This window comes from Massilia eurypsychrophila (genome assembly GCF_002760655.1).
In the GTDB taxonomy this organism is placed as follows: Bacteria; Pseudomonadota; Gammaproteobacteria; order Burkholderiales; family Burkholderiaceae_D; genus JAFCUW01.
In genome coordinates, this window is the sequence record NZ_PDOC01000006.1 from 122,081 (window position 1) to 141,187 (window position 19,107).

A 19,107-nucleotide genomic window follows, 5' to 3' on the forward strand; every position below is an offset into this window, starting at 1 on the left:
GTTAGCTGCACTCTGGCTATTGGCCGCGTGGAGCGCCCGTGCCCTGATGCGGCTTGAGGCCATCATTTTGCTGACGTCCGACAAGTTCCTGCTCTTCCGCCTGCTGCTGGCTCTTGTTGGCGTCAAGCTGAGCCTGCTCAGCATCGCGCTGCAATTGCTCGCCTGGTTCGGTTTTGGTTTTCGTCATGGCAGTCTCCTTGGGTAAAACCATACCTTACCCCTGGAGAAATTGATTGACTGTTCGCCACACCACATTACCGCCGCGATCGCAGGTTGCGCTTCCGGGGGCCCACGCATCAGGTAACGCCGCCGAACAGTAACGCACCCCTCCCTTCCGCCGATCCCGATACGACCGCGACAATGGCACGCGCGATCCTGGCCGCGCCTATGCTCGACGGCTCAATCGGATTGGCATAGTCTTCCGGCCGCGCGCAGACAGCACGCAGATCGATCGCCTTCAGCTTGTAGTCAAGCGCGGTGCGGATGATGGCATCGTTAAACAGCGCCACGGCATTGCGCGCAAGCTTGCCATACCGCGCGTCGCTGAAGTTGCCGCTGTAGATAGTGCTGATCACCAGCGGCAGGCGCTGCGCCAGGCAGGCGTCGATGATCTTGCGGTAGGCCGGCTCGAACTCGCCGACTGCTCCCGCCAGCATCTCGATCGCTTCGGCCACCGAGCGGGCCGGCGCCTGCAACAGGCCCTGCCGTTGCAATGCGTCGTTGCCGCCAACCGAGAGCACCAGGTGCGTCGCGTCGCGCGGCAGGCGCGCCAACTGGGCGGGGATGCCGCCGGTGGTTGCGCCGTCGCGCGCCAGCAAGGTGGCGGTCGAACCTTGCGGCGTCAGGCGCCGCAAATGGGCGATCACGTCCGGCTCGCCTCCGGTGTAAGCGCCATTGTCGAAAATCGAATCGCCCAGCAGGACGACATGCCTGGCCGCGGCAGCCGGATTCGGGGTGGCGGCAAGGGCAACAGACTGGTGCAGAAACGTTCTCCTCGAAGTGTTCATGGCGATCCTCAAGAATATTGGACACTGAGCGGCAGCAGCAGTTCCGGACAGTTCGTCTGCCTTACACTGAACCCGATTGGCCCGCCGGCAGTCGAACACTGGGCATGCTCAAGGAGACCTGTGATGCCAAAATCAACTTTTGCCGGCCACCCACTGCACCCGATGCTGATCGTCGCACCGGCCGCACTGATCCCGTTCGGATTCATCCTCGACGCGATGCACGGCGCGACGAGCAAGGCGAGCTATTCAAATGCCGCCTACTTCAGCCTGGTTGGAGGACTTATTGGCGGCGTTGCCGCCGCCACCGCCGGCGCGATGGACTACCTGATGATCGAGTCCGACACGGACGTCAAGCGCACGGCCAACATGCATGCGATCCTCAACGGCGGTGCGCTCGCCTTGACGGCAGCAAATGTCGCGATGCGCAAAGACCGGCCTGCGCACACCGGCGGCTCGCTCGCGCTGTCGGCCATTGCCGCCGTCGGCGTGCTCGTTTCCGGCTGGTTCGGCGGCCGGCTCGTCTACGAGCAAGGGATGCGCGTCAAGGGCGTCAGTCCGGTCGAGCATGCCATGGACGCGCAATTGCCCGGCAGCGACTGGACCGAGAAGACGATGCTCAAGGAGGAACAACTGGTGCCGCGCGCCGGCCCGCAGCTGCATTGACACATTTCAGCAACCGGTGTTCGTTTTTGTCGAAGCCGTCCGCCACGTCAGGCTCCAGCAGCTGGGGCGACGAGCCCGCGCTCTTCGCGATACAACGCCTCCAATGCTTCATCGCGCTCTTTTTCCCACTTCACGAATTCGAGCATGGCGGCCATGTACTGCGCAAATGCTGCTGCGACCTGTTCTGGTCGCGCCACTATCTCGACTTCCCACAAGTCGGTGCGGGTGAGTCCGTGCGCTTCGGAGATATCCGTGACGAATTTTTTGTTCTCGTCAATTTCCATTCGAATACCAAGCCCCGCAAAGTGCCAGTAAACGTCGCTATCATCGAAAAAACGCACCGAGTGCGGGAAAAGTTCTGCGTATGCAAAGATATCATCACCGTCCTCGAAGCGAAAAGGCGTCTCGATCAGCACAATATTGCCGTCTTCGGAAACGGGATAGCAGTAGTACCCGATGATCTTGGAGAGAGATTCGCAGTCCATGATTGCCTCGCTGGATAATCCGCTAAGGAAAGGGAGGTAGTGGCGCAAAACTGATGTTGGTTTGTGCGCAAAAATACGCCAACACTTCATCATAGCTCCAATGCTGCCAGACCGCCGCCCCATTTTGGCGCCGATCACCTATGTGTTCGTGGGACATGGCGTGGGCGTCTTTCTGCTTGCGCAGCGTATGGCTCACTTCGAGCTGATACACACGCTCCGTGCTGGAACGGTTTAGCAAAAAAACAGAAAACAGATACCTGGTCCTGCTGACACCGCGCGTGTAAATGAGCTTGACGGCCAAATTCGTTCGCCTGCCAGCATGGTCGACGATACCTGCAGAGAGAATCCTGGCTGGCGGTTCACTCTTTTGCGATATCCACGCGAAATCGCCCGCGCAACGGAGAGGGCGACTGAGCAGCGCACGTGCTTCTGCTTCGGAAATTTTCGGCGTGATTCCACGGGGGAAGTTCAATTGGCGCCGGCCCTGTTGGGCGACCCAGATCCCGCAGTATGCCCATCCACGCGCGCGACAGTTTGCCGCACCGCGTATGGACGTCAGAAATTACAGCTTGATGAAATGCTCGCGGTAGTACTTCAGCTCTTCCACCGATTCAATGATGTCGGCCAGCGCCGTGTGCTTCTGGTGCTTCTTGAAGCCGCCGACCAGCTCGGGCTTCCAGCGGCGGCACAGCTCTTTCAAAGTCGACACGTCAAGATTGCGGTAGTGGAAAAACGCTTCCAGCTTCGGCATCGTGCGCGCCATGAAGCGGCGGTCCTGGCAGATCGTATTGCCGCACATCGGCGACTTGCCGGCCGGGACGAACTGCCTCAGGAAGGCGATCAGCGCCGCCTCGGCCTGCTCTTCCGTCACGGTCGAGTTGCGCACCCGCTCGATCAGGCCGCTGCGGCCGTGGGTGCCCTTGTTCCATGCATCCATCTTGTCCATCGTCTCTTCGGACTGGTGGATCGCAAACACCGGGCCCTCGGTAATGGTGTTGAGGTTCATGTCGGTGACGACGACCGCAATCTCGATGATGCGGTCGGTGTCAGGCTCGAGTCCCGTCATTTCCAGGTCGACCCAGATCAGGTTCATCTCGTTGGGACGGTGGCCGCCGGCGGGTACGGCTAATTCGGTCGCTTGTGACATAATTCTCTCTTGGCCTAATCAATCCTGCATTTTCTCACAGGCACAGAATGTATTCACTCGCGTTTTCGGTTTTGTTTGTCGGTTTCTTCCTTTTGACCTTGATTTTGCGCTTCTGGTTGGCGAACCGGCATGTGCGCCACGTGCTCGCCCATCGCGCCCAGGTGCCGGCCGAATTCGCTTCCAGCATCCCCCTCGCCGCTCACCAGAAGGCGGCCGACTACACCGTCGTCAAGACCAAGCTCGGCCTCGTCGCGCTGCTGTTTTCCAGCGCCGTGCTGATCGGCTTCACGCTGATGGGCGGCCTGCAGTGGCTGGCCGTGACGCTGGCGCCGATCACCGGCCCCGGCATGACCTACCAGATCGGCCTGCTGGTGGCCTTCGCCGTCATCTCCGGCCTGCTCGACTTGCCATTTGATTACTATCGCCAGTTCGTGCTGGAACAGCGTTTTGGCTTTAACAAGATGACCATCAAGCTGTGGCTGGCCGACATGGCCAAGGGCGTGCTGATCGGCGCGGCGATCGGCCTGCCGCTGATCTGGATCGTTCTCACCTTGATGGAAAAGACCGGCGCGCTGTGGTGGCTGTACGCCTGGCTGGTGTGGAGCGGCTTCCAGCTGTTGATGATGGTGCTGTTCCCGACCGTGATCGCGCCGCTGTTTAACAAGTTCACCCCGCTCGCCGACGACAGCCTGAAAAGCCGCATCGAAGGCCTGATGCAGCGCGTCGGCTTCGCCTCCAAGGGCCTGTTCGTGATGGACGGCTCCAAGCGCAGCGCGCACGGCAACGCCTACTTCTCCGGCTTCGGCGCCAACAAGCGCATCGTCTTTTTCGACACGCTGCTGGCGCGCCTGGCGCCGCAGGAGATCGAAGCGGTGCTGGCGCACGAACTGGGCCACTTCAAGCTCAAGCACATCGTCAAGCGCATCGCCGTCATGTTCGCCGTGTCGCTCGGCTTTCTCGCGCTGCTCGGCTACCTCAAGACGCAGACCTGGTTCTACCAGGGCCTCGGCGTCGACCCGCTGTTCGCCAGCGACGCCATGGCGCTGATCCTGTTCATGCTGGTGCTGCCGGTGTTTACCTTCGTGCTCTCGCCCCTGACCTCGATCACCTCGCGCAAGCACGAATTCGAGGCCGACGCCTTCGCCGCCACCCACACCGACGCGCGCGACCTGGTGTCGGCGCTGGTCAAGATGTACGAAGATAACGCATCGACCCTGACGCCCGATCCGCTGCACTCGGCGTTCTACGATTCCCATCCGCCCGCCACCGTGCGGATCCGGCACCTGAACCTGGCGGCCCAATGACCCTGCTCGACCAACACTGCATCGAAGGCGCCCCGGCGCTGGGCCAATCGGCGATCGACGCCGCCCTGCCTGACGTCCCCGGCTGGAGCATCGAAGACGGCTACCTGCGCCGTAATTTCGCCTTCCGCGATTATCACGAGACGATCAAGTTCGTCAATTCGCTCGCCGAGATGGTGCACCAGCAGGATCACCACCCGCTCTTGAGCGTGACGTACAAGAACTGCGTGGTCAGCTACCACACCCATTCCGCCGGCGGCGCCCTGTCGCAGAACGATTTCATCTGCGCGGCCAAGGCCAACGCGATCTACGCGCTGCGGGCCGGCGCATGAGCGGCGCTACCGGTTTGACCGGCACCGTCATCGCCGCCCACGGGCGCCATTACCTGGCCGACGTCGACGGGCGCAAGCTGCAGTGCGTCACCCGCGGCAAAAAGACCAACATCGCGGTCGGCGACGTCGTCAACCTGAAGATGACGTCGGAAGACCAGGCCGTGATCGAGTCGATCGCCGAGCGCAAGACGCTGCTGTACCGCTCCGACCAGTACAAGTCGAAGCTGCTGGCGGCGAACCTGACGCGCTTGTTCATCGTCGTCGCCACCGAACCGGGATTCGCCGACGACCTGATTTCGCGCTCGCTGGTGGCGGCCGAAGCGGCCGGCATCGAAGCGCACCTGATCCTCAACAAGACCGACGTCGCCGACCTGCTGCCGAAGGCGCGCGAGCGGCTGCTGGCCTACACCTCGCTCGGCTACCCGCTGCACGAGGTGTCGGCGCGCGCCAATCCGGAGCACGCGGTAGCGACCTTGATGCCGCTGCTCGAGGGCGAGTCGTCGATCTTCATCGGCCAATCCGGCATGGGCAAGTCGTCGCTGATCAACCTGCTGGTGCCGGACGCCGACATCGCCGTGCGCGAGATTTCGGCGGCGCTCGACACCGGCAAGCACACCACCACCTTCACGCGCCTGTACGCGCTGGACGGCGGCGCCTCGATCATCGATTCGCCCGGCTTCCAGGAATTCGGCCTGTACCACCTCTCCGAAGGGATGCTGGAGCGCGCCTTTGTCGAATTCAAACCTTATCTCGGTGGCTGCAAGTTCTACAACTGCCGCCATCTGATCGAGCCGCAGTGCGCAGTGCTGACCGCGGTCGCCGAAGGCAAGATCGCCAGGTTCCGGCACACGCTGTACGGCCAGCTGCTGCACGAATCGGCGCAGACCTTATATTAGACAACACGCCCCGACTTAAAGACCGACAGTGCTTCGGCTGGTGGAAAAGCCGGCCTTCGCTCGACTTGCCCGGTAAACATGCAAACGCCTTATAATTAAGAGCTACCCGCCTCAAAGTTGCCAGTATGACTACGCCCAAACCGATCAAGCACTTCCTGCAGTTCTCCGACTTCACGCTGGCCGAATTCGAGTACGTCATCGAGCGCGCCAAGATCATCAAGCGCAAATTCAAGAACTACGAGGTGTACCACCCGCTGATCGACCGCACCCTGGTGATGGTGTTCGAGAAGAACTCGACGCGCACGCGCCTGTCCTTCGAAGCCGGCATGCACCAGCTGGGCGGCGCCGCCATCTACCTCAACACGCGCGACAGCCAGCTTGGCCGCGGCGAGCCGGTCGAAGACGCCGGCCAGGTCATGAGCCGCATGTGCGACATCATCATGGTGCGCACCTTCGGCCAGGAGATCATCGAGCGCTTCGCCGCCAATTCGCGCGTCCCGGTGATCAACGGCCTGACCAACGAACACCACCCGTGCCAGGTGCTGGCCGATATCTTCACCTTCGTCGAACACCGCGGCTCGATCGCCGGCAAGACGGTCGCCTGGATCGGCGACGCCAACAACATGCTCTACTCGTGGCTGCAGGCGGCCGAGATCTTCGGCTTCCACCTGAACGTGTCGACCCCCAAAGGCTACGACATCGATCCAACGCTGGTTGCGACAACGCGCTACACCTTCTTCGACAATCCGCTTGACGCCTGCGAGGGCGCGCACCTGGTCAACACCGACGTCTGGACCAGCATGGGCTACGAGAAGGAAAACGCCGAGCGCCTGAAGGCCTTCGACGGCTTCATGGTCGACGCCCCGAAAATGGCGCGCGCCAGCGCCGACGCCCTGTTCATGCACTGCCTGCCGGCGCACCGCGGCGAGGAAGTGGCCGCCGACGTCATCGATGGCCCGCAGTCGGTCGTCTGGGACGAGGCGGAAAACCGCCTGCACGTGCAGAAGGCGCTGATCGAATACCTGCTGCTGGGCGAAATCGCCTAGCGCCAAACCGAATTCAACACCACTCTACGGAAGCATCATGAGCGACATTAAAAAAGTAGTTCTCGCCTATTCGGGCGGCCTCGATACCTCGGTCATCCTGAAATGGCTGCAGGATAACTACCAGTGCGAAATCGTCACCTTCACGGCCGACCTGGGCCAGGGCGAAGAGCTCGAGCCGGCGCGCGCCAAGGCGATCAAGTTCGGCATCAAGCCGGAGAACATCTACATCGACGACGTACGCGAAGAGTTCGTGCGCGACTTCGTGTTCCCGATGTTTCGCGCCAATACCGTCTACGAAGGCGAATACCTGCTCGGCACCTCGATCGCCCGTCCCTTGATCGCCAAGCGCCTCATCGAGATCGCCAACGAGACCGGCGCCGACGCCATCTCGCACGGCGCCACCGGCAAGGGCAATGACCAGGTGCGCTTCGAGCTGGGCGCCTACGCGCTCAAACCGGACGTCAAGATCATCGCGCCGTGGCGCGAATGGGACCTGCTGTCGCGCGAAAAACTGCTGAAGTATGCCGAGGACGCCGGCATCGCCGTCGACATGAAGCACAAGAACGGCGGCGCGCCATACTCGATGGACGCCAACCTGCTGCACATCAGCTTCGAAGGGCGCCACCTGGAAAACCCGAGCGCCGAAGCGGAAGAAACGATGTGGCGCTGGACCGTCAGCCCGGAAGCGGCCCCTGACCAGGCCGAGTACCTCGACATCGAATACGAAAAGGGCGACATCGTCGCGCTGAACGGCGTGCGCCTGTCGCCGGCGGCGGTGCTGACCGAACTCAATCGCCTCGGCGGCAAGCACGGCATCGGCCGCCTCGACCTGGTCGAGAACCGCTACGTCGGCATGAAGTCGCGCGGCTGCTACGAGACGCCCGGCGGCGCCATCATGCTCAAGGGTCACCGCGCGATCGAGTCGATCACGCTCGACCGCGAAGTGGCGCACCTGAAGGACGACCTGATGCCGCGCTACGCGTCGATGATTTACAACGGCTACTGGTGGGCGCCGGAACGCGTGGCGCTGCAGACGCTGATCGACCATACCCAGCAATCGGTGAACGGCTGGGTACGCGTCAAGCTCTACAAGGGCAACGTAATCGTCGTCTCGCGCGATTCGAAAACCGACTCGCTGTTCGACATGAACATCGCCACCTTCGACGAAGACGGCGGCGCCTACAACCAGGCCGATGCCGGCGGCTTCATCAAGCTCAATGCGCTGCGCATGCGCATCGCCGCGGTGGCGCGCGCCAAGCGCGGCCAGTAAGATTGTTGGCATGACAAGGCCGCCTGCGGGCGGCCTTTTTTTACGCGCTGAAAAACCACGTTTCACGGGCAAATCAGCCCGTCGGGGCCGCCAAAATGTTACATTGACGGCGATCAATACCGCATCCGGAGACCCCATGTTAAAAGACTTGAGCATCAAGAGCAAAATCACCATCGGCCTTGGCGCCATCGTCGCGCTTTTCCTGCTCCTGCTTGCCCTTGCCTACAACAACTTCTCCAAGCTCGCCCAGGCCAACGAATGGGACCGCCATACGCTCGAAGTGCTGCTTGAAACCAATCACATCACCACCTCGATGCTGCAGATCCAGTCCTCCACGCGCGGCTTCATGTTGACCGGTAACGAGGCGCTGGTGCTGCCGATCGAAAAGGAAGAAGTCGAGGCACGCGGCCACCTGGCCAGGTCGCTCGTGCTCACCGCCGACAATCCTACCCAGCAGGATCGGCTGCGCCGGCTCGACCCCATGCTCGAGAACTGGATCTCCAACGTCATCGATCCCTTGATCGCCAAGCGCCGCGAACTGAATAAATCGACCGGTGTATCGCAGCAGGTGGCCAGCGCCGCCGACGTCCTCAACGGCGCGCGCGTGGTGGCCGACATCCGCAAGCTGATCAGCGAGATCGCCGACGATGAAACGCGCTTGCTCGCCGATCGCACCAAGCAGGCCAGCATCCTGCAGAAGTCGATGTTCAGGCTGCTGTCGGCCGGCGGCGTGATTTGCCTGGTGCTCGCCGCGCTGATCGGCTTCTTGCTGGTGCGCGCGCTGCTGCACCCGCTCAACAACCTGACCCGCGCGGTCGGCCAGATCGCCGCCGGCGACCAGGGGGCGCGCGCCGACGTCGGCGCCAACGACGAACTGGGCAAGGTGACGGTCGAATTCAACCGCATGGCGCAGTCGATCCAGGACAGCCAGGCCAAGGAGCTCGCCGCCACCAACGAATTGCGCGGCAAGGTCGATTCGCTGCTCGGCGTGGTATCGAAGGCGGCATCGGGCGACCTGACGGGCGAAGTGGCCATCAGCGGCGACGACGCCATCGGCCGCCTCGGCGATGGCCTCAAGACCATGTTCGTCAACCTACGCCGCCTGCTCAACGACGTGCAGAAGGCCGGCATCCAGGTCACCACCTCGGCCACCGAAATCGCCGCCTCGGCCAAGCAGCAGGAAGCGACCGGCATCGAGCAGGCCCAGACCAGCATCGAGATCCTGTCGACCACCAAGGAGATTTCGGCCAACACCACGCAGCTGCTGCGCACCATGGAAGAGGCCACCGCGGTGGCTGACTTCACCACCAGCGCCACCGCCGACGCCCAGAACAACCTCAAGCGCATGGACCTGACGATGCAGCACATGGTGTCGGCCACCGATTCGATCAACGCCAAGCTGGCCGCGCTGTCGGAAAAGGCCAGCAACATCAACAGTGTGCTCATCACGATCACCAAGGTCGCCGACCAGACCAACATCCTGTCGCTGAACGCCGCCATCGAGGCCGAGAAGGCCGGCGACGCCGGCCGCGGCTTCTCGGTCGTGGCGACCGAAATCCGCCGCCTCGCCGACCAGACGTCGGTGTCGACCTGGGACATCGACCAGATGCTCAAGGAGATGCAGTCGGCGGTGTCGGCCAGCGTGATGGGGATGGACAAATTTTCGGAAGAGATCCGCCGCAGCGTCGGCGAAGTGCGCCAGGTCGCCGAGCAGCTGTCGTCGGTGATGGACCAGGTGCAGAAATTGGCGCCGCAGTTCGACCTGGTGCTGCAGGGGATGCAGTCGCAGGCGGTCGGCGCCTCGCAAATTTCCGACACCATGATGCAGCTCAACGACGCCACCCAGCAGACGGTGGAGTCGCTCAAGGCCACCAGCGAAGCGGTACACCAGTTGCAGTACGCCGCCGGCGACCTGCAGTCGTCGGTGGCCACCTTCGCCGTCAACAGCTAAGGACGGCAATGAAAGTGCTGGTGTTTTCGATCGGGCCTGACCGCTACTGCTTGCGCCTCGGCGCGATCGCGCGCGTGTTGCCGGCGCTCGAACTGAAGCACCTGCCGCTGTCGCCCGCGTTCGTCGCCGGCCTGATGGACCTGCACGGCGCGCCGGTGCCGGTGATCGACCTGTCGCGACTGGCGGGCCTCACGCCCGAGCAGGTCTGGTTCGACACCCGCATCATCCTGGTCGACTACCCGCTGGGGGGTGGCGCCACGCGCCAGCTTGGCCTGCTGGCCGAACACGTGATCGGCATCGAAACGCTCGACGACAACGCGCTGACCGACGGCGGCGTCAAGGCCGCGCCCTTCCTCGGCCAGGTGGCGCCCGGCGCCGGCGGCATGCTGCAGTTAGTCGAGATCGAACGCCTGCTCACGCCCGACGTCAGCGCCCAGCTGTTCCAGGAAACGCCGGCATGAACGCGCGCGAACTGCTGCAGCGCGTTAGTGGCCTCGACCTGAGCGAGCAGGTGGTCGAGCGCGCACTGCGCGAGCGCATGGCCCACTGCGGCGTGACCGACAGCGCCGCATACCTGCAGCAGCTCTCGCCGGCCGAACTGGCGGCGCTGATCGAACTGGTGGTGGTGCCCGAATCGTGGATGTTCCGCGACTCGGGCGCCTTCAGCGCCGCCACCGCTTTCGTGCAGCAGCAGCTCGCCGCGCAGCCGGGCCGCATCGTGCGCATCCTGTCGGTGCCGTGCGCCGGCGGCGAGGAGCCGTACTCGATGGCGATGGCGCTGTGCGACGCCGGCGTGGCGGCCGGCGCCTGCCGCATCGAGGCGGCCGACCTGTCGAAGGTGGCGGTCGAACGGGCGCGCGCCGGGCGCTACACGCGCAACGCCTTCCGCGGCGTCGACCTGGCGTTCCGCGAACGCTACTTCAGCCGCCGCGGCGACGAATACCAGATCAGCGACGAACTGCGCGCGCAGGTCACCTTTTCGCAGGCCAACCTGCTGGCGTTCGACAGCGCCAGCGCGGCCGGCCGCTACGACGTCGTCTTCTGCCGCAACCTGCTGATCTATTTCGACGACCCGACCACCACCGCCGCAATCGCCGTTCTGAGCACGCTGCTGGCCGACGACGGCATGCTGTTCGCCGGCTATGCCGAAGTGCCGGCGTTCTGCCGCAACGGCTTTGCGCCGCTGCGCCTGCCCGGCGCGTTCGCGCTGCAAAAGGCCGGCGCCACGCCGGCGGCCAAGCCGCGCGCCGCTGCGGCCCGGCCGCCGGCACGCAAGCCGGCGCCGGCAACCAGCGCCGCCAAGGCGGCGCCCGCGGTGGCGCCGCTAGCGCTCGACTGCGCCAGCCTGCTGGCCGCCGCGCGCCGCCAGGCCGACCGCGGCCACTACCAGGAGGCGACCGCATCAACCCATGCGCTGCTGGCGGCCGACCCGAATTCGGCCGATGCCTACTTCCTGCTTGGCGTGATCAGCGAATGCCAGCACAACAGCGGCGCGGCCGACGACTACTGGCGCCGCTGCGTCTACCTGCAGCCGGACCACTACGACGCGCTGTGCCACCTGGCCCTGCTGGCCGAACAGACCGGCGACGCCGCGCAAGCCGGCGTATTTCGCCAGCGCGCCACGCGCGTGTTCGAGCGCCGCGCGGGGCACAGCCGATGAATCAGCCGATGAATCAGCCGATGAACCAGCAGACCACTGCGCCGGCGATCGACGATTGCTGGAACCGCATCGGCGTCAGCGGCGACCAGACTTGCGCCCGGCTCGCGCAGCACATCCACTGCCGCAACTGCGACGTCTATACCGCCGCCGCCCAGCGCAACCTGCAGCGCCCGATCGACGCCGCCTACCGGCGCGAGTGGGCCGGCCACTTCCGCGAAAAGGCCGACCAGCGCGCCGCGCTCGACCAGTCGGCGCTGGTGTTTCGCATCGGCCGCGAGTGGCTCGCATTGCCGACCCGCGCGGTCGGTTCGATCGCGCCGCTGGCCACCGGTCACCGCCTGCCGCACCGCACCGCCCCCGGCCTGCTCGGCGTCGTCAGCGTCGGCGGCAAACTGACACCGCTGATGTCGCTCGGCGCCATGCTCGGCATCGACCAACACGATACGCCGGCAACGAGCGGGCGCCACGTGTTCGCGCGCCTGCTGGTGATGCAATGGGAAGGCCGCTCGTTCGCGCTGCCGGTGGCCGACCTGCACGGCATCGAGCGCTACGCGCAAGGCGCCCTGGCGGCGCCGGCGGCGACCATCAACAAGGGACTGGACCGCTTCCTGACGGGCGTAATGGCGCAAGGCGAGATGCGCATCGGCGTGCTCGATGAGGCGCTGATCGGCCACCAGCTGGCGAGGTTGCTGCGATGAGCATGGACCAGGACGACCTGAGCGCTCTCTCGATGATGGACCTGTTCCGCATGGAAGCGGACGGCCAGGCGCGCATCCTCACCGACGGCCTGCTGGCGATGGAACGCGGCGCCGACGACGCCACCACCACCGAGTCGCTGATGCGCGCGGCCCATTCGATCAAGGGCGCCGCCGCCATCGTCGGCCTCGACGTCGTGGTGCAACTGGCGCACCGCATGGAAGACGCCTTCGTCGCCGCGCAAACCGGCAGCCTGCAGCTCTCGCCTGCCGGCATCGACGTGCTGCTGGGCGGGGTCGACCTGATCGTGCAGTGCGCGACCCTTGCCGAAGACGCCGTCGCCGGCTGGCTGGGCCAGCATGCGGCGCGCATCAGCGCCACGATGGAGTCGATCGCGCAGGTCGCGGCGCTGCGCGAGGCCCCTGCCCCGCCGCCGCCGGCGCCGCGGGTGTCGGCGCCGGAGCAGCCGGCACCGCCCGAGCCGGCCGCCGAGGCAACGCCGCAGGGACCGCGCGCGCCGGTGCAGAACTTCGACCAGCTGCTGGCACTGGCCAGCGAGACGCGCATCAATGCCCATCAACTGCAGCCGGCGATGGCGTCGCTGCAGCGCTTCAAGCGCAACCAGTCCAGCCTGTTCCAGTCGATCGAGCAGCTGCATGAGGCGCTGGTGCGCAGCGCCGACCCGGCGCTGGTGGAAAAATCGGCGCTGGCGCTGCAGAAGACGCACGCGCTCAAGCAGTTCCTGCACGACCACATGGCCGACCTGGACGGCTACGAGCGGCGCGTGTTGAGCGTGTCGAACAACCTGATCGACGAAGTGCTGGCGCTGCGCATGCGCCCTTTCCGCGACGGCGTGCATGCGTTTGCGCGCATGGTGCGCGACCTGGCGCGCAGCCTGGGCAAGGAAGCGCAGCTGACCATCACCGGCGAAGACACGCTGGTCGACCGCGACATCCTGGCCAATATCGAAGGCCCGCTCAACCACATGCTGCGCAACGCGGTCGACCACGGCCTGGAGAGCGCCGACCAGCGGGTCGCCGCCGGCAAGCCGGCCGCCGGCGCCATCCGGCTCGAAGCGCGCCACCGCAACGGCATGCTGTCGATCGTCATCAGCGACGACGGCCGCGGCGTCGACCTCGAACGCATCCGCGACGCCGTCGTGCGGCGCAAGCTGGCCAGCGCGCCAATGGCGGCGGCAATGTCGAAGGCCGAACTGCTGGAGTTCCTGTTCCTGCCCGCTTTCAGCCTGAAGGAAACGGCCAGCGCGATTTCCGGCCGCGGCGTCGGCCTCGACATCGTGCAGCAGGCGGTGCGCGCGCAGAACGGCAACGTGCGCATCGACTCCGACCCGGGCCGCGGCTTTCGCACCTCGATCACGCTGCCGCTGACGCAGTCGATCGTGCGCGCGCTGGTCATCGACATCCAGGGCGAGGCGTATGCGATCCCGATCGTCAAGGTCGAGCGGGTGCTGAAACTGGCGCAGTCGCAGCTGCACACGCTCGAGAGCAAGCAGTTCTTCGACTACGACGGCGAGCATCTCGGCCTGGTGTCGGCGGCGCAGGTGCTCGAACTGGGCCAGATGGCTCCCGGCGTGGGCGACCTGGCGGTGGTGGTGATCGGCGCCGGCGGTTCGGCCAACCAGCGCTATGCGCTGGTGGTCGACGCCATCCGCGGCGAGCAAAGCCTGGCGGTGCAGCCGCTCGATCCACTGTTCGGCAAGCTGCGCGACGTCGCCGCCGCCGCCCTGCTCGATGACGGCGCACCGGTGCTGATCCTCGATTGCGCCGACCTGCTGCTGTCGATCGAGAAGCTGCTCGGCGAAGGCGCGCTGCACCAGCTGTCGCAAGGCGAGCAGGAACAGCGCAAGGCCAAGCGCATCCTCGTGGTCGACGATTCGCTGACGGTGCGCGAGATGGAACGCAAGCTGCTGCTCGGACGCGGCTATCAGGTCGACATCGCCATCGACGGCATCGACGGCTGGAACGTGGTGCGCAGCGGCGACTACGACCTGGTCGTCACCGACGTCGACATGCCGCGCATGGACGGCGTCGAGCTGGTCAGCCTGATCCGCAAGGATCCGCGCCTGCACAAGCTGCCGGTGATGATCGTGTCGTACAAGGACCGGCCGGAAGACCGCGCGCGCGGCATGGCCGCCGGCGCCGACTACTACCTGACCAAGGGCAGCTTTCACGACGATACGCTGCTCGACGCGGTGCTCGACCTGATCGGCGAGGCCGGCGCATGAAGATCGGCATCGCCAACGACGTCGCCATGGCGGCCGAGGCGCTGCGGCGCGCGGTCGTGGCCAGCCGCGAGCACGAGGTGCTGTGGGTGGCGCGCAACGGCAAGGAAGCGGTCCGCCTGTGCGCCGAGAGCCGGCCCGACCTGGTGCTGATGGACCTGACCATGCCGGAACTGGACGGCGTCGAGGCGACGCGGAGAATCATGCAGGCCTCGCCCTGCGCGATCCTGATCGTCACCGCGCGCCCGCAAGACAATGTCAGCCAGGTGTTTCGCGCGCTCGGCGCCGGCGCGCTCGACGTCACCGCCACGCCGGAACTGAGCGCGGCCGGCGGCGACACCGCCCTGCTGGCCAAGATCAAGACCATCGGCAAGCTGATTCGCGTCAGCGCCGGCGACCAGGCGCCGGCGCCGGCGCCCCCCATCGCCGGCGCTGCGATTCGCCACCTGCTGGCGATCGGCGCCTCCACCGGCGGACCCGGTGCGATCGCCAAGGTGCTGGCCGGCTGGACGCCGGCGCCCGGCACCGCCATCGTCGTGGTGCAGCACATCGACGCCAACTTCGCCGGCCACTTCGCCAAGTGGCTCGGCGAGCAGATCGCCATGCCGGTGCGCGCCATCGACGACGGCGACGCGCTGGAGGCCGGCGTGGTGCTGGTGGCGCGCACCAACGACCACCTGACGTTGTCGCCGCGCCACCGGCTGCATTACCATGCCCATCCGCTCGATTATGCCTACCGGCCGTCGGTCGACGTGTTCTTTCGCTGCGTGGCGGCGCACTGGGCGAAGGACGCCACCGGTTTGCTGCTGACCGGCATGGGCCGCGATGGTGCCAGCGGCCTGCTGGCGATGCGCCAGGCCGGCAAGGCAACCATCGCCCAGGACCAGGCCAGCAGCGCCGTCTACGGCATGCCGCGCGCGGCGGCCGAACTCGATGCGGCGGAACGAATCATGTCATTAGAAGACATTTCGGGGGCGTTGCGCAGTAAAATTGGCAAGCGTCAACCGTAACGATGTCCCACTCACCATATCAAGGAAAGTAACACAATGTCCGATGCCATCGCCGCCAGCACCTTTGAAGACCAGGCCGTCACCCAGTTCAAGGTGCGCGTGCTGCTGGTCGATGACCAGCTGATCATCGTCGAGGCGGTGCGCCGCATGCTGAGCGACCAGAGCGACATCGAATTTCATTACGTGACCGACGCCTCCGATGCCGCCAGCACTGCCCTGGAGCTGCAGCCGACCGTGATCCTGCAGGACCTGGTAATGCCCAATTCGGACGGCTTCACCCTGATCCGCGGCTACCGCGACGACCCGGCGCTGCGGCATGTGCCCGTCATCGTGCTGTCGGCCAAGGACGACGCCAAGCTGAAGGCGCACAGCTTTTCGGTCGGCGCCAACGATTACGTCGTCAAGCTGCCCGACCGGCTCGAACTGCTGGCGCGCATCCGCTACCACTCGGCCGCCTACATTTCGCGCCTGCAGCGCGACGAAGCGTTCCAGTTCCTGCGCGCCAGCCAGAAAAACCTGGCCGACGCCAACATCGAACTGCAAAAGCTCGCCGCGCTCGACAGCCTGACCGGCATCGCCAACCGCCGCCGCTTCGACGAAGTGATGCGCTCGGAGTGGCAGCGCGGCAAGCGCGACCGGAAGCCGCTGTCGCTGCTGATGTGCGACATCGACTGCTTCAAGATCTATAACGACACCTTCGGCCACCTGGCCGGCGACCTGTGCCTGAAAAAAGCGGCGGCGGTGCTGACCGAACACCTGAAGCGCCCGGCCGACGTGGTCGCGCGCTACGGCGGTGAAGAGTTCGCCATCGTGCTGCCCGACACCGGCCTCGACGGCGCGCTGCTAATTGCCAACGCCTGCCGTTCCCACATCGAGCAACTGGCGATCGACAACCCGCAGTCGCCAACAGGCATCATCACCATGTCGATCGGCGTGGCCAGCATCGTGCCGTCGAAAGACGACTCCGCCGAGGGCCTGGTCGCGCGCGCCGACAAGGCGCTCTATAGCGCCAAGAACGACGGCCGCAACCAGGTCATCGTCGCCCCGACACCAGAGGAAAAACCATGAGCACACTCGACAACGTCAGCGTCACCGCCAACGCCAACATCTACTTCGACGGCAAGTGCGTGTCGCACACGGTGGTGTGCGCCGACGGCAGCCGCAAGTCGGTCGGCGTCATCTTCCCGTCGAGCCTGACGTTCAGCACCGGGGCGCCGGAAATCATGGAAATCGCCGCCGGCCGTTGCCGCGTGCGCCTGCCGGGCGAAACCGGCTGGCAAGAGTTTGCTGCTGGCCAGCAGTTCGCCGTCGCCGCCAATGCCTCGTTCGACATCGAGACGCTTGAAACCCTCAGCTACATCTGCCACTTCGGCTAAGCAAAAAAAGCTGGGGTCAGACCTGACACCAGCGTTGCGCCCGACCGTTTTCACTTAGATGAACACCGGCTCCGCTTCCAGCGTGACGCCGTAGCGGGCGGCGACGTCATCCCGGATCGCGTTGGCCAGGAGCAAAAAAAGCTGGGGTCAGGTCTGACATTCGGACATTTCGCACTTGAAATGTCCGAATGTCAGACCTGACCCCAGCGTTCTCGGCTAGACGAACACCGGCTCCGCTTCCAGCGTGACGCCGTAGCGGGCGGCGACGTCATCCCGGATCGCGTTGGCCAGCGCCAGCACTTCGGCCCCGCTGGCGCCGCCGTTGTTGACCAGCACCAGCGCCTGCTTCGGATAGACGCCGGCCGCGCCCAGGTTCCTACCCTTCCAGCCGCACTGGTCGATGAGCCAGCCGGCGGCCAGCTTTTCGCTGCCGTCGGCCTGCGCGTGGTGCACCAGCGCCGGAAACGCCGCCAACAGATCGCGGCAGCGCGCGCTGGAGACGACCGGATTCTTGAAAAAGCTGCCGGCATTGCCGATCACGGCCGGGTCGGGCAGCTTGCGGCGCCGGATCGCCACCACCGTCTCGCTGATGCCCTGCGCGCTCGGCGCGGCCATGCCGGCCTGCGCCACCGCCTGCGCCAGTTCGGCATAGCGCAGGTTCGGCGCCCAGGCGGTCGGCAGCGCGAAGGTGACGTCGACGATGACCAGGCCGGCGCCATCGGCGTGCTTGAAGATGCTGTCGCGGTAGCCGAAGCGGCACGCGGCCGCGTCCATGCTGCGCAACTGGCCGCTGGCAATGTCATACACCGTCACGGCATCGAACACGTCTTTCAGTTCGACGCCGTAGGCGCCGATGTTCTGGATCGGCGAGGCGCCCACCGTGCCGGGGATCAGCGACATGTTTTCGAGGCCGCCGAGCCCTTGCGCCAGTGTCCATTGCACGAAAGCGTGCCAGTTTTCGCCGGCCGCGGCGCGCACCAGCGTGTGGCCGCCGCGCTCGCCGAGCACGGCGCGCCCTGCGATGGCCATGTGCAGCACGACGCCGTCGAAGTCGCCCGTCAGCAAGATATTGCTGCCGCCGCCCAGCAGCAGGCGCGGCATGCCGGCCAGCGACGGATTCGCCAGCGCGGCGGCCAGTTCGGCCACGCTGTGGATGCGCAGGTAGCGGCGCGCGCGCGCGTCGATGCCGAAGGTGTTGCAGGATTTGAGGGAAAAATCGTGGGCGATAGCGAGGTCTGGGAGCATGGCAGTGTCGTAGTTTCGACGATTATAATTGGAAACGATGCCTAAACCGCTAAAAAAGCGCCCCGCGGGACGGGCTGGGGCCCGGTTGTCCGTTAAAATATCGCCATTCATAATGCGCAAGAAAAAAGGAATCTACCATGCCCTCATTTGATGTCGTCTCCGAAGCAGACATGATCGAAGTGAAGAACGCGGTCGAGCAGTCCAACAAGGAAATCACCACCCGTTTCGATTTCAAGGGCAGCTCCGCCAAGGTCGAGCAGAAGGACAACGAGCTGACCGCCTTCGCCGACGCCGACTTCCAGCTCGAACAGGTACGCGACGTGCTGACCACCAAGCTGGCCAAGCGCAAGGTCGACGTGCGCTTCCTCGACCCGGGCAAGATCGAAAAGATCGGCGGTGACAAGGTCAAGCAAGTCATCAAGATCAAGAATGGCATCGAGTCCGACGACGCCAAGAAGATCGTGCGCGTCATCAAGGACAGCAAGATGAAGGTCCAGGCCAGCATCCAGGGCGAAGCGGTGCGCGTCACCGGCGCCAAGCGCGACGACCTGCAGGCCGCGATGGCCATGCTGCGCAAGGACGTGCCGGACATGCCGCTCGAGTTCAACAACTTTCGCGACTGAGTTTCCGCCCGGCCGGCCCGCTTTCGGGTCCATCACGGGGCACTGCGCCCTTGGTTGCGCTGGCGACCTGACCCGGTATTCGCCCGCGCGCCCCGTACGCGCCCCTCTGAAACCGGAACGCGCTTAGGGTAGAATTGAGTATGCGCAAGCTCTGCCG

Annotated in this window: 21 protein-coding genes; 15 read left to right on the plus strand and 6 right to left on the minus strand. The window is 65.0% G+C overall.

Annotation, left to right across the window (positions count from 1 at the left end; all coding sequences use genetic code 11):
- Window positions 1–16: 16 nt before the first annotated feature.
- On the minus strand, window positions 17–187 hold the full coding sequence (locus CR105_RS28320; protein WP_180288174.1) for a hypothetical protein: 171 nt from the start codon (window positions 185–187) through the stop codon (window positions 17–19).
- A 109-nt stretch (window positions 188–296) separates the two neighbouring features.
- Window positions 297–1,007 (minus strand): SGNH/GDSL hydrolase family protein, encoded by a 711-nt coding sequence (locus CR105_RS12280; RefSeq protein WP_099788743.1) that lies wholly within the window; start codon window positions 1,005–1,007, stop codon window positions 297–299.
- A gap of 123 nt (window positions 1,008–1,130) precedes the next feature.
- On the opposite strand from CR105_RS12280, the gene CR105_RS12285 reads away from it, so the two are divergent.
- Window positions 1,131–1,670 carry a DUF2231 domain-containing protein gene (locus tag CR105_RS12285; protein ID WP_099788744.1) on the plus strand — a complete coding sequence of 180 codons (540 nt, stop codon included), beginning with the start codon at window positions 1,131–1,133 and terminating at the stop codon, window positions 1,668–1,670.
- A 47-nt stretch (window positions 1,671–1,717) separates the two neighbouring features.
- Here CR105_RS12285 and CR105_RS12290 read toward each other — a convergent pair whose 3' ends face one another.
- The 3 genes from CR105_RS12290 to orn form a co-directional block, all read right to left on the minus strand.
- Window positions 1,718–2,155, minus strand: a complete 438-nt coding sequence (locus CR105_RS12290; protein ID WP_180288175.1) for a DUF1828 domain-containing protein — start codon at window positions 2,153–2,155, stop codon at window positions 1,718–1,720.
- Between the two features lie 22 nt (window positions 2,156–2,177).
- A complete protein-coding gene (locus CR105_RS28325; RefSeq protein WP_180288176.1) occupies window positions 2,178–2,627 on the minus strand; it encodes a hypothetical protein in 450 nt (149 codons plus the stop codon).
- 90 nt (window positions 2,628–2,717) lie between these two features.
- Window positions 2,718–3,302 carry an oligoribonuclease gene (gene orn, locus CR105_RS12295; protein ID WP_180288177.1) on the minus strand — a complete coding sequence of 195 codons (585 nt, stop codon included), beginning with the start codon at window positions 3,300–3,302 and terminating at the stop codon, window positions 2,718–2,720.
- Between the two features lie 47 nt (window positions 3,303–3,349).
- Here orn and CR105_RS12300 point away from each other — a divergent pair, with 47 nt between their 5' ends.
- The 13 genes from CR105_RS12300 (at window position 3,350) to ppnP (ending at window position 17,082) form a co-directional block, all read left to right on the plus strand.
- Window positions 3,350–4,606, plus strand: coding sequence for a M48 family metallopeptidase (locus CR105_RS12300; RefSeq protein WP_099788746.1), 1,257 nt, complete (start codon window positions 3,350–3,352; stop codon window positions 4,604–4,606).
- Window positions 4,603–4,935: a 4a-hydroxytetrahydrobiopterin dehydratase gene (locus CR105_RS12305; protein WP_099788747.1), complete on the plus strand. Its 333-nt coding sequence runs from the start codon at window positions 4,603–4,605 to the stop codon at window positions 4,933–4,935. The genes CR105_RS12300 and CR105_RS12305 overlap by 4 nt, the downstream gene beginning before the upstream one ends.
- Complete coding sequence (gene rsgA / locus CR105_RS12310; protein ID WP_099788748.1) at window positions 4,932–5,831, plus strand: ribosome small subunit-dependent GTPase A; 900 nt, start codon at window positions 4,932–4,934, stop codon at window positions 5,829–5,831. The genes CR105_RS12305 and rsgA overlap by 4 nt, the downstream gene beginning before the upstream one ends.
- A 125-nt stretch (window positions 5,832–5,956) precedes the next feature.
- Entirely contained in the window at window positions 5,957–6,877 is a 921-nt protein-coding gene (gene argF / locus CR105_RS12315) for an ornithine carbamoyltransferase (protein WP_099788749.1), read from the plus strand.
- 37 nt (window positions 6,878–6,914) lie between these two features.
- Window positions 6,915–8,147: an argininosuccinate synthase gene (locus tag CR105_RS12320; RefSeq protein ID WP_099788750.1), complete on the plus strand. Its 1,233-nt coding sequence runs from the start codon at window positions 6,915–6,917 to the stop codon at window positions 8,145–8,147.
- 136 nt (window positions 8,148–8,283) lie between these two features.
- Window positions 8,284–10,098, plus strand: a complete 1,815-nt coding sequence (locus tag CR105_RS12325) for a methyl-accepting chemotaxis protein (RefSeq protein WP_099788751.1) — start codon at window positions 8,284–8,286, stop codon at window positions 10,096–10,098.
- 8 nt (window positions 10,099–10,106) lie between these two features.
- Entirely contained in the window at window positions 10,107–10,559 is a 453-nt protein-coding gene (locus CR105_RS12330; RefSeq protein WP_099788752.1) for a chemotaxis protein CheW, read from the plus strand.
- Window positions 10,556–11,758, plus strand: a complete 1,203-nt coding sequence (locus CR105_RS12335; protein WP_099788753.1) for a CheR family methyltransferase — start codon at window positions 10,556–10,558, stop codon at window positions 11,756–11,758. Before CR105_RS12330 ends, CR105_RS12335 begins: the two co-directional genes overlap by 4 nt.
- A gap of 8 nt (window positions 11,759–11,766) precedes the next feature.
- Complete coding sequence (locus CR105_RS12340; RefSeq protein WP_229413908.1) at window positions 11,767–12,456, plus strand: chemotaxis protein CheW; 690 nt, start codon at window positions 11,767–11,769, stop codon at window positions 12,454–12,456.
- Window positions 12,453–14,699, plus strand: coding sequence for a hybrid sensor histidine kinase/response regulator (locus tag CR105_RS12345; RefSeq protein ID WP_099788754.1), 2,247 nt, complete (start codon window positions 12,453–12,455; stop codon window positions 14,697–14,699). Before CR105_RS12340 ends, CR105_RS12345 begins: the two co-directional genes overlap by 4 nt.
- A complete protein-coding gene (gene cheB / locus CR105_RS12350) occupies window positions 14,696–15,706 on the plus strand; it encodes a chemotaxis-specific protein-glutamate methyltransferase CheB (RefSeq protein ID WP_099788755.1) in 1,011 nt (336 codons plus the stop codon). Before CR105_RS12345 ends, cheB begins: the two co-directional genes overlap by 4 nt.
- A 36-nt stretch (window positions 15,707–15,742) precedes the next feature.
- The gene (locus tag CR105_RS12355) at window positions 15,743–16,774 is read left to right on the plus strand and encodes a diguanylate cyclase (protein WP_099788756.1); all 1,032 of its coding nucleotides are present in this window, start codon (window positions 15,743–15,745) and stop codon (window positions 16,772–16,774) included.
- A complete protein-coding gene (gene ppnP / locus CR105_RS12360; RefSeq protein WP_099788757.1) occupies window positions 16,771–17,082 on the plus strand; it encodes a pyrimidine/purine nucleoside phosphorylase in 312 nt (103 codons plus the stop codon). Before CR105_RS12355 ends, ppnP begins: the two co-directional genes overlap by 4 nt.
- A gap of 216 nt (window positions 17,083–17,298) precedes the next feature.
- Here the strand turns inward: ppnP and murB are convergent, their stop codons facing one another.
- Entirely contained in the window at window positions 17,299–18,327 is a 1,029-nt protein-coding gene (gene murB, locus CR105_RS12365; protein WP_099788758.1) for a UDP-N-acetylmuramate dehydrogenase, read from the minus strand.
- A gap of 137 nt (window positions 18,328–18,464) precedes the next feature.
- Between murB and CR105_RS12370 the strand changes: the two genes are divergently transcribed.
- Window positions 18,465–18,950 carry a YajQ family cyclic di-GMP-binding protein gene (locus tag CR105_RS12370; protein ID WP_099788759.1) on the plus strand — a complete coding sequence of 162 codons (486 nt, stop codon included), beginning with the start codon at window positions 18,465–18,467 and terminating at the stop codon, window positions 18,948–18,950.
- Window positions 18,951–19,107: the final 157 nt, after the last annotated feature.